Origin of the sequence: Stenotrophomonas sp. PS02298 (genome assembly GCF_029959445.1) — a bacterium.
Classification (GTDB): domain Bacteria; phylum Pseudomonadota; class Gammaproteobacteria; order Xanthomonadales; family Xanthomonadaceae; genus Stenotrophomonas.
Genome location: NZ_JASCOR010000051.1, coordinates 1 through 13,961, shown reverse-complemented (window position 1 = coordinate 13,961; position 13,961 = coordinate 1). Strand labels below are relative to the sequence as shown.

The 13,961-nt window shown below is 57.2% G+C and carries 11 protein-coding genes and 1 pseudogene; 4 read left to right on the top strand and 8 right to left on the bottom strand.

From position 1 onward, the window contains the following. Positions 1-295: 295 nt before the first annotated feature. Entirely contained in the window at positions 296-1,687 is a 1,392-nt protein-coding gene (locus QMX78_RS09675) for a site-specific integrase (RefSeq protein WP_282268858.1), read from the top strand. A gap of 1,020 nt (positions 1,688-2,707) precedes the next feature. On the opposite strand, the gene QMX78_RS09670 is transcribed toward QMX78_RS09675, so the two are convergent. Next, on the bottom strand, positions 2,708-3,052 hold the full coding sequence (locus QMX78_RS09670) for a helix-turn-helix transcriptional regulator (RefSeq protein ID WP_282268856.1): 345 nt from the start codon (positions 3,050-3,052) through the stop codon (positions 2,708-2,710). A 111-nt stretch (positions 3,053-3,163) separates the two neighbouring features. Between QMX78_RS09670 and QMX78_RS09665 the strand changes: the two genes are divergently transcribed. The 3 genes from QMX78_RS09665 to QMX78_RS09655 all read left to right on the top strand — a co-directional run bounded on the left by QMX78_RS09665 (position 3,164) and on the right by QMX78_RS09655 (position 4,652). Beyond that, the gene (locus QMX78_RS09665; RefSeq protein WP_282268854.1) at positions 3,164-3,937 is read left to right on the top strand and encodes a hypothetical protein; all 774 of its coding nucleotides are present in this window, start codon (positions 3,164-3,166) and stop codon (positions 3,935-3,937) included. A gap of 68 nt (positions 3,938-4,005) precedes the next feature. Continuing rightward, entirely contained in the window at positions 4,006-4,317 is a 312-nt protein-coding gene (locus QMX78_RS09660) for a hypothetical protein (RefSeq protein WP_282268852.1), read from the top strand. Next, positions 4,314-4,652 carry a hypothetical protein gene (locus QMX78_RS09655; protein WP_282268850.1) on the top strand — a complete coding sequence of 113 codons (339 nt, stop codon included), beginning with the start codon at positions 4,314-4,316 and terminating at the stop codon, positions 4,650-4,652. Before QMX78_RS09660 ends, QMX78_RS09655 begins: the two co-directional genes overlap by 4 nt. Positions 4,653-4,733: 81 nt before the next feature. Here QMX78_RS09655 and QMX78_RS09650 read toward each other — a convergent pair whose 3' ends face one another. The 7 genes and pseudogenes from QMX78_RS09650 to QMX78_RS09620 form a co-directional block, all read right to left on the bottom strand. After that, positions 4,734-5,321: a hypothetical protein gene (locus QMX78_RS09650; RefSeq protein WP_161771065.1), complete on the bottom strand. Its 588-nt coding sequence runs from the start codon at positions 5,319-5,321 to the stop codon at positions 4,734-4,736. 62 nt (positions 5,322-5,383) lie between these two features. Next, entirely contained in the window at positions 5,384-6,688 is a 1,305-nt protein-coding gene (locus tag QMX78_RS09645) for a hypothetical protein (protein ID WP_282268848.1), read from the bottom strand. A 6-nt stretch (positions 6,689-6,694) separates the two neighbouring features. Continuing rightward, positions 6,695-7,792 (bottom strand): AAA family ATPase, encoded by a 1,098-nt coding sequence (locus QMX78_RS09640; RefSeq protein WP_161770377.1) that lies wholly within the window; start codon positions 7,790-7,792, stop codon positions 6,695-6,697. A 581-nt stretch (positions 7,793-8,373) separates the two neighbouring features. Continuing rightward, the gene (locus QMX78_RS09635; RefSeq protein WP_282268844.1) at positions 8,374-10,596 is read right to left on the bottom strand and encodes a class I SAM-dependent methyltransferase; all 2,223 of its coding nucleotides are present in this window, start codon (positions 10,594-10,596) and stop codon (positions 8,374-8,376) included. After that, entirely contained in the window at positions 10,593-11,663 is a 1,071-nt protein-coding gene (locus QMX78_RS09630) for a DNA adenine methylase (RefSeq protein WP_282268843.1), read from the bottom strand. The genes QMX78_RS09635 and QMX78_RS09630 overlap by 4 nt, the downstream gene beginning before the upstream one ends. Before the next feature lie 669 nt (positions 11,664-12,332). Further along, the gene (locus QMX78_RS09625; protein WP_282268842.1) at positions 12,333-13,661 is read right to left on the bottom strand and encodes a hypothetical protein; all 1,329 of its coding nucleotides are present in this window, start codon (positions 13,659-13,661) and stop codon (positions 12,333-12,335) included. Positions 13,662-13,704: 43 nt separating this feature from the next. Then, positions 13,705-13,839 (bottom strand): annotated as a pseudogene (locus tag QMX78_RS09620) (integrase core domain-containing protein); the annotation flags it as partial. Positions 13,840-13,961: the final 122 nt, after the last annotated feature.

The following is a 13,961-nucleotide window of genomic DNA, read 5'->3' as shown; positions in this document are numbered from 1 at the left end:
GCTCATCAATGTTTTTGCCCGTTTATCTTGCATTCATCATTCAAAAAATGAATGGTTAGCTTATTTCAGTTAAACAGTACCAAAATGACTCCAGAGTTTTCAGGGAACGCAGATCCCAAACTATTGTTTTAACTGAGAAATCCAAGGAAATGGTGGCCGGTACAGATCGGGCGCTTCGCTGAGCAGCGCTTGGCCAGCCGCAACGCTTACGGCGTTAAGATTGAGCGCCGTTTTGTATTGACCATTTGGGGACCTGTTTTATTGGTACTTCCATCGTTCCGATGGAAGCCAAGCAATGCCCTCCCCCGCCTTAGAACACCTCAACCAATACCTGCTTCACCCGATGGGCACCCTCCAGCTCAAGGGCGTCCAGATGGGCAACCTTCGTATCGAAGAGTTGAACATCACTGGGCGGGAGGCGGCCATCCACGCCCAGGAGATGCTGGACCGAGCCGATGACCGCCAGCGTCGCAGTCGTCGAGCCAATGGATGCACTCAGTATCCCGCCCCGCTTCCCATCGCTTCCGCCCCTCGTCTGCTGTCTGTCGAGATCGCCGACTACGTGAGGTCCAGAGACGACCGTAATCTGGCCAAGGACACAACTGGATCTACGCTCCGCACCCTCAACTTGCTTAAGCTGACCTGCGGCGACATCCCCGTTTCGCGCATCGACCATGCCCATATTTATCGTCTGTGGGAGTTGCTGCGGTGGGCTCCCCCGTTGCTTCTCTCCGACCCCAAGTATCGCGACTACACGTATGACCAGGCCGTCGCGCTGGGCAAGGAGCTGGCCGTTCCTCCCCTGGCCCCCAAGACATTGGAAAAGCATCGGCGTTTCCTGTCGACCTTCTTCAAGGGCCTAGTCGAAGCCAACGCGATCCCAGCGTCTCCCATGGCCGGCTTCAAGAAGTTCAAAGACGATCTGGCGGTAGACGCCGACAAAGCAGAGAGGCTCTTTGACGAAGCGGACCTCAAAAAGATCTTCGCGCCTGAGAACTTCATTCCGTGGGCGAAGTGTCATCCCCACCGGTGGTGGATGCCCATGATCGGCCTATACACCGGCGCGAGGATCAACGAGGTTGCGCAACTGAAAGTGGCCGACATCGTGCACGACGCCGGCATCTGGTGGATACGCATCCGGGTCACGATCGACCCAGACCTGGCACACAAGAGTCGAGGAAGAAGTCGCCAACGCCTAAAAGGCAAGTCGGCCGTCCGGGATGTGCCGATCGCGCAGCCGCTCATCGACGCCGGCTTCCTAGACTACGTCGAAGACATACGCCAGTGCGGACACCCGCGCCTGTTCCCCCACCTTTCCGCCGGCGTGAACCGTGAGACAGGCGACTCGAACGCACGTTACAGCCAAGCCGCGCTCAACCAGTTCAGCACTTACATGAAACGCTTAGGCTTCAAAAAAGGCGTCGGCTTCCACGCGTTCCGCCATACGCTAGCAACCGAGCTTCACCACCAGGACATCCCAGACGAGGTCATTGCCCTCATCACTGGGCACTCAGCTAACAAAAGGGTCGCTGTCCTGCACGAGGCGTATTTCCACAAGAAACCGGCATACGCTCAGAAGAAGAAGATTCGCACCATCAAGCGTTACCAGCCGAGCGTCGAACTGCCTAAGTATCAGCGGGGCCAGTTTGCCGATCAGCTGTCTGACCCAAGCAAGTTCTACCCATGAGCTTTGGGGTAGCCGAGCTAAAGCACCTCTGCGTGCCCGAATAGTAGTTCCGCCGTCTCTTCGATCCGCGTTGACTCTTCAGTCCAGTCTCTGCCAAGTCCCCCCCCCTTCTTAGGGGGGAGCTTCCTCTGACGAACTCTTAGCTTTAAGAAAAAGGCTTGGGCGCGGGAAGAATCATCGCGAATCGAAAGCCAAGGGCGGCCCCATCAACGACATGTTCACTGACACGTTTCAGGGGCACGCTTAGATTCGTCTCGGCAGCGACTTCAAGTATTCCTTCAGTGGCAACGAAGCGTTTAACTCGGCTTTGAAAGCCGCAGCGAAGCTCTCGAGCAAAGATTCATGGAGCGCGCGCACTTGATCACCCTCTCCATTGCTCTCAAGGAAATCTAGAAGGATTCTAATCAGCTCCACCTCGCGCGCTCGCACGAATGCAGCATGCCTCTCGAAGGCGTCAGCATGCCACAGCAGCTCTGCTCCAAGCGCGCATGCCCTTGCGACGTCGATGGCCCTGCTTTTCCCCGTGCGAACAAGAGATTCCACCGTATCGCCCGAGACCAAGGACCGATCAAGGTGCCAACTGTCGCCTTGATGGCACTCGAACTGAGCTACGGCAGTCAACAGCACCCTTGCTGCCTCGCTTCCGATTGCCCAAACCCCACTTCCTAGTGCACCAGCCAGGATTGTCACTAAGTGCCCCTGGGAACTGTCCCCGAAAGGTGGGATAGGACTCGACTTGCTGTCAGCCTGGCTCTGGGCGTCTTCTTCCTTGTCTGCGTCGTGCATTTTTCGCCTCCTGGGTTTTCATAAAGCCAACTGGCTGCCGGCAAATCATCTACAGAAGCCGTTGGTCCATCCAGAAGGGTATCGACAACGGCTTCGAGAACTTTAGCCAAATCACCACGCCTGTATGAAAGCGCCTTGCGTCGCCGCCATGAAAGGATTGATCGAATAGCGACTCGCTTTTCGGAGGCCCGCACTACAGGCAAGCCAGTGGCTACATAACGGAGCGAGGCTTTCTCAGCGCCCAACGTCCATTCTGGAGACCATGTCTCTAAGGCGCTGAAGCGCCTCCTTCTGCTTAGCGACCGGTAACTTCGACACGAGCAGAATGACTTCAGCCAGCGTATCCGAGGTGGCATGGAAATATGCCACCGGCAGACCCAATGCTTTAGCCAACGCCTGAGACGTCGCCGGGTCGGGGTCGTGTTGGCCCGTCTCGTATCGGCTCACCCGAGTCGCTCCCGAGACGGAGTCGACCATTCCAATCCGCTCCGCCAACTGGGCTTGCGTCCAGCCCTTGGCCACCCGCGCGCTGCGCAGGCGCTTGCCATAGACCGTCGCTGGCGTCTTGGGTTGCGGCATCCGGGTTCTTGCACCACAGCTGAACTTCTCCCAAGTCTGACGGTTGGAACCCGATTGCACATCTGCGATTATCGTAAATGCCGCCGGCGTGGCGGTCTACAGGGGCACCTAATGAAGGACACCACAAGGATGGCCGCCGCTCTGGCGGCTGCGCTGTCGCTGAGTAGCCAGATCGCATCAGCCCAGGAAGCCAACCAGTCCGCCCAGCAGGCGGAACAGCCCGGCTTCTTCCGGCAGTTGGGGAAGAGTCTGAAGGATGCCGGCGGCCAGATGATTGGGGTGAAGCCCACCGCAGCTACCGCAAGCCAAGCCTCTGGCAACCAGCCGATCTACACCTCGGTCAGCGGTGCAGGGAAGCTGCCCGGGCTCTTCAAATCCGATAACCACCAGCTCGCACAACAAGGCCGACTGGACTGGCCCCGGGTGGCATTGACGTTCCAGGAATGGGGTGTGTCCCTGCCGTGCTGGACCGTGGAAGCCCGGATCTGGACCAGCGCTGCCGCCTCCACGACAGAGACCTTCCGGACCTGCGCCAATGCAGCCCTGACGGAGACCGACGACCTGGGCGACACGGCAGAGATCAACACGGCTGCCCTCTGGAAAGGGCGCGACAGCCTGATGGGAGTTCGAGTGCCGTCGAACAAGGCCAACACGGGGGCCAGCCGGTCTACTGGCCCTAATCCGCCAGCACAGCCTTTTGCCGTCAACGTCAGCCGCCCTGGCGTGTCCGACCGGGCCGTCGACACGGCCCTGAGAGTGGCTTGGGTCTCTGGGTTCATCCAGACAGCCGACCTGCACCCTGGCCCATCGGGGATGCTGACGCCCTTCAAGGACAGCCGACTCTGGATTGCAGGCTTCAAGACAGACGGGAACCGCGACCGGTAAGCCCCGTCTTTCGCCATCCATTCAGGGCGGCCTGTGGCCGCCCTATCATCACCCTCAAGGATTGACCCATGAACGCAAGGTTTCCCCTGGCCGGCTTGGCCATTGCACTTACCCTCACTGCTTGCGGTGGCCCGCCGTCTACTAACGATGCCGAAAGGGCACTCGCCACCCTTCTGGAGGAAAGCGGGGCTGGACGGGTTGGCGACATCCGCGACTTCGAACTGACCGGATGCGTCGAGGCCCAAGACGTGGAGGGCTACCGCTGCGACACCAAGGGGAAAGTCTCCATCGATATCGGCGGCCGCCAGGTGCCCATTCCGGTCAGCAAGAACCTTAGGTATGCGAAGGAATCAGGGAGCTGGAGGGCCTACGCCGAATGAGCGGGCCCCCTCCCCTGCTTGACCAGCCGGTGCCCGCCCGCCGCAAGCTCATGACGCCACGGGACCGATTTTTCTGGTGGTATTCGGGTGCCCTGCTCCTCACTGGACCTTTCGGGTTCGTCGTTGGGCCGCTTTTGGCCCGACGCGCAACCCGGAAGGCGGCGCTTCGCTATCCGGTTGAGGCCCGAGCGGCTCAGGCGCGCGATGTGGGGTTCACCTGGTGGCAGTGGTGGGCCATGACCATCCTCACCCTGATGGGCGCTGTCGGGGCCTTCGCCGTGCTGAGTGGGCTGCCGATGTTCCTCTTTGTCATGTATGCCCAGCTGACAAACTGAAGCGGCGAAAAAACACCCGAGGGAGTTTCTATAAGCCCCCGGGTGTAGTCCAATCGGCAAAGGCAAGAGTGGCTCGCCGCTTTAGTTGTGGTCACTCCACTTGCTCATGATGTCCAGGAAACCCGCAGGTGTAGCATCAGATCTCGACTTTCGGGGGGCCTGACATACCTGGTGGATGAACGCAGAAATCTGACCTGGCGGCATCGTATTGAGCGTAGTGAACACAGGCACCACTTCGCCCGGACTCTCCTGAACCAACACCAGAATATCAAGATCATCCTCACCGGCCTGCGGCGTTGCAAGCGCAATCGGCGATTTCGAGCTGACCTTGGTGAACCGCCACTCAGCGTCTCTTACGTCCGTGGGATTCTCGAAGAACGCGTCATCCGAAAGTGATGGGCCGAAGGTGTGCTTAAGAGATCCTTGATAGGCGCTGATCAGCTTAGGTGTACCATCCCTGGTTCTTCGAATCATCTTTGTGGGGAACAGAGCTTTAGCGACACGCTCAAAATCTTCGAATCCGTTGTATCTAAGATCGCGCGCGCCCCCCCCAGCCTTGGGGTCATTGTTAGAGACCCCGCCAAACTTCTTCCAATCCCCGGGAGGAAGAGCCTTGAAAAGGATTCGCTGCGCATTCCCGAAGATACTTCCCCCTGCTACTGCAGCCATGCGACCCTCCTGTTGGTCAACGGACGATTACAGCCGAGACATCCATATCGCGGTTCGTCGCCTTAATGCAATATCTCGGACAAATCCGCGATCCCAAGTCTCATTTGTTGAGCGAAGCACTTGAGCGCCCCACGGCGGGATATGCCTCGCACCTCGATGGAGACAGCGACTATCGGCCCGCAACCCTTTACACTAACCTGTTCCAACACCTCTACCGTTCCCACCGGAGTCAGCGGCGCTGAAGCAAGCCTAGGGTAGGCCAGTATCACAGGAAGTCCCTTACTAGCCATGGAAAAGGCCATGGCCTCGTAAATGTCTGACTCAGACGCATACAAACGACCACTTTCCAGGCGCCCCTTGTATTTCGCGTCGACGTGGAACTCGCGCCCATTTAGAGCAACCGACGTGTCAGGTCTCACATTTAGCCTTCCCATCTTCCCATCCGGATAGCACCTCTTACCTAGACTCAACGGCTGCTCTGCAACAACGTGACCATCCCCGAAGCCTAAACGAAGACCGACCGTGATGAGGTCCTGCCATAGTTGCCATGTCGCCATGACAAATCCAGGAGCCCTAGCCTCCCCTTCATTGAATCCCATGCCAAAACCGTTTACTACGTCCACCGAAAGATCCATCAGCGCCTGCCATCGCCGTGACCTACCCGGAACCATTTGCTGAAGCAAATGCCCACGAGGTAGACGAGGCTGATGGCCCAAATGGGCCTTCACCCGTGACAAATCTGCGTTCATGGCTGGATGTCGCACATGCCGGCGTGCAATGCCAGCGGCCGCCGAGATGATCGCATTGTGACGATTGGACCTGCTGTAGCGGATTACCTCCTGTGGGTATCCCGATGGTCCAGGAACGCGCAAGTCGAACGGGTCGACATCCCCGTCAAGAAAGAAATCGTGTTCGAGGGTCTTTTTGTATGACCGAACGAGGCGGTGGTGGTGCTGCCAATACATGTCAGTGATGGCTCGAGCCAGTAGCGAGTCGAGATCGCTATCTACAGCAGTGTCCGCCCTAATGCGATCAGAGCTGAGGACGTGCCCGTGCTTTGAAAGCATGGCTAGAAAGAAAAAATCTTCCCGCCAGCCGGCGCTGTCAGCATGCCGCCCCAAGAACTTTGGCGCGATTTCCAGCTCACATGAACGACCCAAGTGAACCAAGCCAGCCACTTTGGAAGATGAAACATGCGAGCCACTGACCTCAATCGGCGACTTCTTCAGCCCGACTTGACGGGCGATACGTCCGCCAGCATCCGAAAGCAAGCGCGCCGCCTCTTGAGCTCCTCTCCCCATCGCTCCAGCAATGAAAGGAAGAAGATTGGCCGGAGACCCATACTCAACAACGGAAAATCGAGCCATTGGGCGCTATGTTCCCGCGATGCTTCGCAGGCCCTTATACAAAGCCTCGCGTGTCCACTGGCTTTCCCCTTCCAAAGCGTATCGAAGCTCGGTGCCGAAAGTGTGCTCGACAAGCTTCAATGGTGACTCCTCGTTTGGGAACTCGGTGGCGTTCAAGGCAATCGCCACGCTACGGATGTCCCCATAGAAGACCTCTGCGACATGGGCCACCACCTTGTCCCATCCCTTAGCCAGCAGTATTGTCGCCTCTTCGAGAGAAAGGGATGCCGACCAAGCCTGCATCAATACGCCATGCCCTACCTGAAAGTCCCTTCCACGTCCGATGGCTATCCTTTCGTTGACCGCCACCCATGCCCGGGCACTTGCCTCGGCAAGGTCGGCCACGACGCTGGGCTCCTCGGGAAGCTCCCGCTTATGGCCCCCTTCGATCTGAAAGTGGCTTCTTAAGACCGCTTCATCCGGATTGAGCCGGTACGGCTCAAACCGACGGAGGAAAGCGACATCCATGGGCTCCACTGAGCTGTCTGCTTGATTCTGAACCGCCAGGATGAAGAGACGGTCTGGCAGTGCATACTCCTCAATGAGACCCATCGGCGGCATCATCACTTCAAAGAACTGCGTGAGCCCGTGAGGACTTCCATCAGGACTGAGGCGCTTGTCCGCCTCGATCGCCACCATGGAGCCACCAAAGACCTGCACGGCCGGGCCTCGGTTGATTTCATCGATGATCAACAGAGAGGCGCACCCTTCTTGGCGCGCATGCTGCGCTGCTCGGAAGAGCGTGCCTTCTACAATGGTGAACTGACCGGCCTTGCCCTCACCGATAGCTGGAGCAACCCCAGTTACAAAGTCCCGGTATTTCGAGTTCTGATGAAAAACCGTTCGAAAAACCTTCGCCTCCTCCGCATCTTGGATGGCCACATCATCGCCATGACTTAGCGTGGGTGTGCCCTGCGAACCAAGACCGCCCTCCTGAAACGCTGCGGCAATCTCCGAAAGGAGTCGCGTCTTGCCAACGCCAGGAGGGCCCGAAAGCAACACATTTTTCGATGAAGCCAGAAGATGCATGACTTCGCGCACGGGGACAGATGCTGAATCAGACATGGCAATGCATCCGTCCAGTTTGCAAATCGAAGAACCCGTAAGATGCTCTGCGCGTAGATTTTTTGCTGTCTAGGCACCCTAGGATCTGCTGCTTCACAGCCGCACTCCATTTGTCCTTGCGAAGCGAAGCCTCAGTCGTAAACCGGGGCCAAATGTTGCCATCATCCGTCTGAATAAGCAGAAGCAGCACACGGTCTCCTGCTGTTATCGGCGGGATCGCCCCTTGAAAAACGCCGTAGGTATGAACGCGCGTGATCCGCCACTCACCCTCCCGAGCGCTCGTAGGAGGCTCGATGTAGGCAGCTTCAGAGTGAGTTTCCTGCTTGACACCTGCACCAGATTTCCAGCAGAACTGCCCCCGGTGACGGGTAATGGTCGTCGAGACTTTGTTCCGCCTTCGATTCGCCTTCTCTTGGACTGGGAACATCGCCAAGACAATGGCCTTGAGCTCTTCGTCTCCGCGGAAGCGAAGGTCTCGTGCACCGCCTCCCGTGTCCGAGTCGTGAGACTGCGCAACAAACTTCCTTCGGTCTCCCGGGAGGATTTCCTTCCAAAGAACTCGGGCGATACCTGCCGCCCCTTTACGTTGACTCGACCCGCTCTGCTCCATAAGTGCCCCCTTCCTCCGGCTCGAAACCTGAATGCTGAGCTGGAACAAAGGCGATCGCCCCTGCGTCCTGCGCAGCAACCATTCGCCGTTGCCAAGGGTCCTTGCCACCGGACATGCCGGCGAGCACAGAGTCCCAAGTGATCGTTGAGCGGCTTTCCTGTTCCAAGGAAGGCTGTCCCCGATCCAACAACGGGAAATCAGAGGCCATTAGATCAAGTTCTGCAAGGGTGACGCTATAGGCACGGGCCACTTCGACGTCAATCCTGGTGCGCAGTCCTGCGGCCTCCCGGTCGGTTTCAGGGGTTCTGGCAGCCAAGTTAAGCTCATGAAGTTCCCGGGCAGCGGTGGCCAGACGCCTCCAAGGCAACCCTTTGGGCTTTATCGAGGGCATGGGGATACTTAAGAGCACAAAGTAGTTGATGCTGGTCGTAAGGACCCTGCGGAGCATCCAGTCAAAGGTCAAACTATTGACGACGGCCAGCCACACGAAGAGGCGATCCTCATCGGGGTCATTGGGAAAGCAGACTGTTGGGACCTTGTTACCGCACACATAGCCCGGCTCCACCAGGGCTGCCATCATGGATCGCTCGTTAGTCTGACCTGCGATATCACAGAAGCCGACCCTACGGCGCTGGATGCGCTCTTGGGCCTTGGCAGGACAGTCCTTCGCAGCGATGTAGAACTGAGGAACAACCTCAGCCCCTCCCAACGGAAGGCTTTCCCAGACGGCAGAACGGCCAGATCCAGCGACGTAGGCCTTCGCACCAAAGCGGTGTTGCTGAACATGACGGCCTTCAATAACTCCGACCCTTCCCTTCCCCGGACACCGTGTGAAATATGAGCGCTGGCCTGTCATGTCGACCTCGCGGCAGAACTCTGCAAACCAAGGCGAAAGAGGGTCGTCCATACGCTCTCCACGCTCAACCAAACGCTGGAATAATGCCCAGCTCGCATTGCTATGGACCTCCGGCACACTCAGGTCCGGCCGCACTGCACGCAGGGTCTTCCTTCCAATGCGAACTCGGCTCAACACCTCCGTCTCTGTTTCCGTCCCACCCTCACGGGTCAGTTGGATAGGCTCCTTTGTATGGGTGTTAGCGTGCTGAGTAAAGCTGAGCGCCAAGAACTTAAAGCGGGTATCTATTCCAAAGAAGCGGGCGCGATTGTCGAACAGCCCAATCTCCAGCTGTTCAGCGCGGTCGAAAAGTGCTTCCCGGAGGGCCTGAGTGCCTTGAGAGCGTATCAGCCCCCCCGGAACCAAGACTGATGCCTGACCTCCCGGCTTCAGCAGATTCAAGTAAAGCGCCATGAAAGCCGCATACAAGTCTGGCTCGCCTCGCACCAGGAGAGGAAAACGCCTCGCCAGGAACTCTGCGTAAGACCTCACCTCGCCCGACGATGCTTCGAACGCCGCGCGGTCCATGTGTTCGAGATCAGAGCCGTAGTGACGAGCAGTTCCCTTTCCCAAGAGGAACTCGTGCTTAGTTAGACGAACTTTTTCCCACGGGGGATTAGCAATGATCGCGTCAAAGCCGCGCGGAGCCATCCTTTCCCACTCTGCCGCTTCGAGCGCAAGGCTGTCGCCTGCTCGCCAACGGCTACGCATCTCGATAACCGCACTAAGGTCATCGGTGAGCGCCGCTAGAGACAATGTTGCCCCGCGAAGCGCAGCTTCAGAAAGGTCCATTGCATGGACGCCATTCCGAAGCCAACGAGCGGTCATCCGACGATCATCCCCGCATACAGCCAAGGTCAGCGCTACAAGCAAAATCCCCGAACCCGATGCCGGATCGATGACCTTACTTTTGGCAGTTAGCCTCGGAGCCAAGACCTTCGCCAGACGTTGAGCGAGTCGAAAGTCGGTGTGATACGCCCCAGTGCTTTTCTGCTGGGACGCCGTAAGTGCCTCCCGAGAGAGTGCACTCAGAGCAAGGGCCGGTTCAATGCCAGCCACACGAATCCGTGCAAGCACTGCGCCGGCGACTTCGTCCAGCTGAGCAGCTGGAGCAATCAAGGCCCGGCCAAAAGCTCCTTGGAACTCTGCAACGTCGTGTGAGCCAAGGCGTGCTGCCACAGCCTCCAGCAACTGGAATCGAGCCTCTTCCTGCTTAGACTTGAACTGGCTTGAGAAATCGCGAATCTGAGATGCCGCAGCTCGCAGCCGAGCTTGTTCCAATGTTCCAGGTGAACTCATTTCCGTGCCGTCGCACTCATTCTTGGCAGCGAGGCCACTGACTTCGGCTCGATGACGACGAGGTATTCACTGACCTTAGAAGCGTTGTCACTCGCCTTCTGATTTGGCCTGTAGCGACCAATACTTGCCAGTGGTTCAACATTGACAACGCCAGTGTCAACCAAACGTTCGGTCAGCTCGTCCAGATCAACGTGACCTTCGCTGCTGTAGGACAAGAGGACTCGCCGTGCGTCAACACCTCGAATCAGGCCAACCAATGCCCCGAGCGCCTTTCGCTTGTAGCAAAAGTCGGATGCCAGATGCTGCCAAGGGCGAAGCCCCGAAACACCCTCCACCACGGGAGCATCGCCATGAACGATCGTTTCCAGGAGGTGGTAATAGGACGCATATTGGCGCTTCGTGTAAGGGGGATCTAAGTAGACGGTGTCATCAGGGGTAATGCTGACATCCATCACGTCCCCCACCGAAATGTCGACTGGCATCCCTTCGTCGACCAAATCACGCGGACGAAGCAAAAGGCTTCCTTGGCTCTGCGCCGTCCAGCGCGACAAGAAGCATCCGTAGGTGCCCGCAATATTCGCCACACGATTGGCAGCTGAGAGCAGATCTGCCAACAGCACCCGTTCTTCTGAAGGATTCAGCAGCCCCGCCTTGCTCCAGTCGAAGATCTGCGAACGGCAGCTGTCGATACGCGCGGCGTTGGCCTCGGTGAAGTAGCGACGTTCTATACCTGCGCGGGAATGCTGCAAGGAAGCCGGGCTGTACTCGCTCCAGATGAAACCCCGCCGGCCGTCTAGTTCGTTCAGCCGTTCTATCGCTGAGGTGTAGCCTCCCAGCTCAGCGAAGGGCACCTGATTACGGCCCGTCAGCCGAGCCGAGCTCATGACAGCAGCGTAAGACAGGTGGTCGTTCAGCAACACAGGCCAGCCAAGCTGGGATGCCTGGGCTGCCACAGAGCCCATGCCACAGAAGGCGTCAACGAAGCGCCCTTTCCCGGAATATTGCCCGATGAAGGGTGCCAAGCCATCCACAAGGCGAGTCTTCGAACCGATGTATCGCAAGGTCACTGAAGCTCTCCTAAGGGCCCACAAAGTGCTCTAACAGACTGAACAGCCAAGGATTCCAAACTAACGGAATCTTCCGTGCAGTCAAGGGCCGGACAGCGGAACCGATTGTAACATCTGGACGGACGACGGCTCAGAGTCTCCTGGACCGCCCGCTCTACCCTTCCCTGTTAAAGGGGGGCAAGGTCAAGGCGCTCTCCCATTGTTTCCCGCCCCGCTCGGAAGTTATGATGGACCGGACACAACACAGGACACACGTCCGGTTTGCGATCTGCGAGCAGTCAGGGAGAGAGGTCTCCGGATCAGTACCTCCCCCTCTCTCCGCCAGATTACGCAAAACCCCCTGAGCAATCAGGGGGTTTTTTCGTTTGAGCTGGTGGGGGGGGATCAGAATTGAACGCCCATCTTCGCCAATCGGCGGCGGCTGGCTTATAAGCCATCACGTCCTGACTTCATTTCACCGAAGTAAACCTGGATTGGCCCCGACTCCATGGACACCCCAAAATAGGGTCAACCGCGGAGGTGATCCATGGCATCCGACTGCTCGAATTCAATCCACTTCACAGGACATTACTCCTCCTGCGAAAAAGCCTCATACATCAACTGCGAATCACAAAACTTTGCGAGCACTTTTCTTCTATCAATATCCGGCTCACTCGCGCACTACTCCGCTCACAACGGTTCTTGCGGAGGGATTTTTCCAACTAGCTCCTTATAGAGCTCCACCCACTTAGGGCCAGCGCCATCCTCCACCAAAGTATTGACGATCGAAACGGCATCAGCATGGAAGCCAGCAGCGTTAAACTTACGAACAAGACCCTGCAGCCTATCTCGATGATCGTAGCCAAGCGAGTAGTCTTGCATAAACGCCTTTAAAATCTGCAGCGCCTTGCCTACATCCATCGCCACCATTCTATCTAACGCTTCGAGAAAGACGTCATCTCCGTGCGGCCCATGCGCGTAAGGCGCAACAGACAATAGCCAATGCATATCATCATCCATTGGCTCCGCCACAAAGCCAATAAAACGTGAAGTTTTCGCAAGGAGATTCCTCCTAGAGACAGGCTCACGAGATCCAAATAGCGCAAGCGCTCTCGCCAGTTCCTTCGCCCTTAATGCTTGCTCTGGCTTCAGCTTTTCGCCGGACCACCTAGCAACCGTTGAAGCCAACTCTATCAGGTCATCGATCCGGCTATCCGAAAACATTTCCGTGATTACATGGGAGTCGAGCGCCTCACTCCCCCATATGTAGGCAAGAGCAATCCGCTCAATAAGGTGCTCCCGCGCACTGCCCGTGAGTTCATTGAGCTGCAACGCCCGCCTCGGCACGTCGGCCTGCTTGAGAGTCTCGTATACGCGAGGGGTCGCATTTGCGAACGCCAAGCCCGCCAATGCAGCCAACACATTCTCAGCGTAGTCGAATGGGAATATTTTCGTCGCATTATCAGCCACCCACTGCTCTTCCAAGTACAAAAATTGAGCAAGATAAGACGCGAACAATGTTGAGGACTCAAGTGCCCCTCCCTCAACGCATCGACTCAGTTCATCATTGATGTGGACTTTGAGTGTAGCCCATTCCTCTTCGTGCCCCCCCTTTGATTCATCAGACTCTCTGCACCTCCGCAGAACGAATTGAAACATCGCTTCAACTGCAACGCCGCGCGTATTGTTAATTGCGCCGGTCATTGGGTCATCCGAGGATTCGATTCCCTCCGCGTGCTCCTTAACGCTGATGATTGCATCGAAAAGATGTTTGAAGTCTACTTCCGCAAGCGGAAAGTCGTCATTGGAAACCAATTTTTTTACCATCTCAGCGACTACGCGCGGAATCCAATCCTTGTTTGGCTCAAAATCTTCTGATTCGTCAACAGGCTCTTCCCAGAAGTTTGCGTCCGAGACCGTTGAGGAAACATAGGGCAGGTAGGTATCGAGCACACGACGAAGAGCAGCTGCGCTTACTGCCTCCTTGGAATCCAGAAACTTAGCGTAACCATTTATCACCGCGTACTGAGCGACGTCCCCCCGCTTTCAGTAGCGGGGCCCTTTAGAGTCCAGATTTAATCGTAGCGGCTTTGGCCGCCAACTGTTGGGCATAGGCGGCCGGTGTCAGGCCGCCCAAGATCTTCTTCGGTCGTTCCTCGTTGTATTCCCGCCGCCAGGTTTCGATCTCGGTATGAATCGCCCAGGATTTCGTAGACACCTCGCAGCCATAAACTATGGCTTACGCGGAGGTGGTTATGAGTACGAAGCGTTACACGGATGAGTTCAAGATCGAGGCGGTTCGGCAGATTGTCGAGTACG

Coding starts and splice junctions, on each gene's coding strand:
- QMX78_RS09640 (WP_161770377.1), bottom strand. CDS start 7,792: ATGTCTGATTCAGCATCTGTCCCCGTGCGCGAAGTCATGCATCTTCTG.
- QMX78_RS09660 (WP_282268852.1), top strand. CDS start 4,006: ATGAACGCAAGGTTTCCCCTGGCCGGCTTGGCCATTGCACTTACCCTC.
- QMX78_RS09670 (WP_282268856.1), bottom strand. CDS start 3,052: ATGCCGCAACCCAAGACGCCAGCGACGGTCTATGGCAAGCGCCTGCGC.
- QMX78_RS09655 (WP_282268850.1), top strand. CDS start 4,314: ATGAGCGGGCCCCCTCCCCTGCTTGACCAGCCGGTGCCCGCCCGCCGC.
- QMX78_RS09650 (WP_161771065.1), bottom strand. CDS start 5,321: ATGGCTGCAGTAGCAGGGGGAAGTATCTTCGGGAATGCGCAGCGAATC.
- QMX78_RS09635 (WP_282268844.1), bottom strand. CDS start 10,596: ATGAGTTCACCTGGAACATTGGAACAAGCTCGGCTGCGAGCTGCGGCA.
- QMX78_RS09665 (WP_282268854.1), top strand. CDS start 3,164: ATGAAGGACACCACAAGGATGGCCGCCGCTCTGGCGGCTGCGCTGTCG.
- QMX78_RS09675 (WP_282268858.1), top strand. CDS start 296: ATGCCCTCCCCCGCCTTAGAACACCTCAACCAATACCTGCTTCACCCG.
- QMX78_RS09645 (WP_282268848.1), bottom strand. CDS start 6,688: ATGGCTCGATTTTCCGTTGTTGAGTATGGGTCTCCGGCCAATCTTCTT.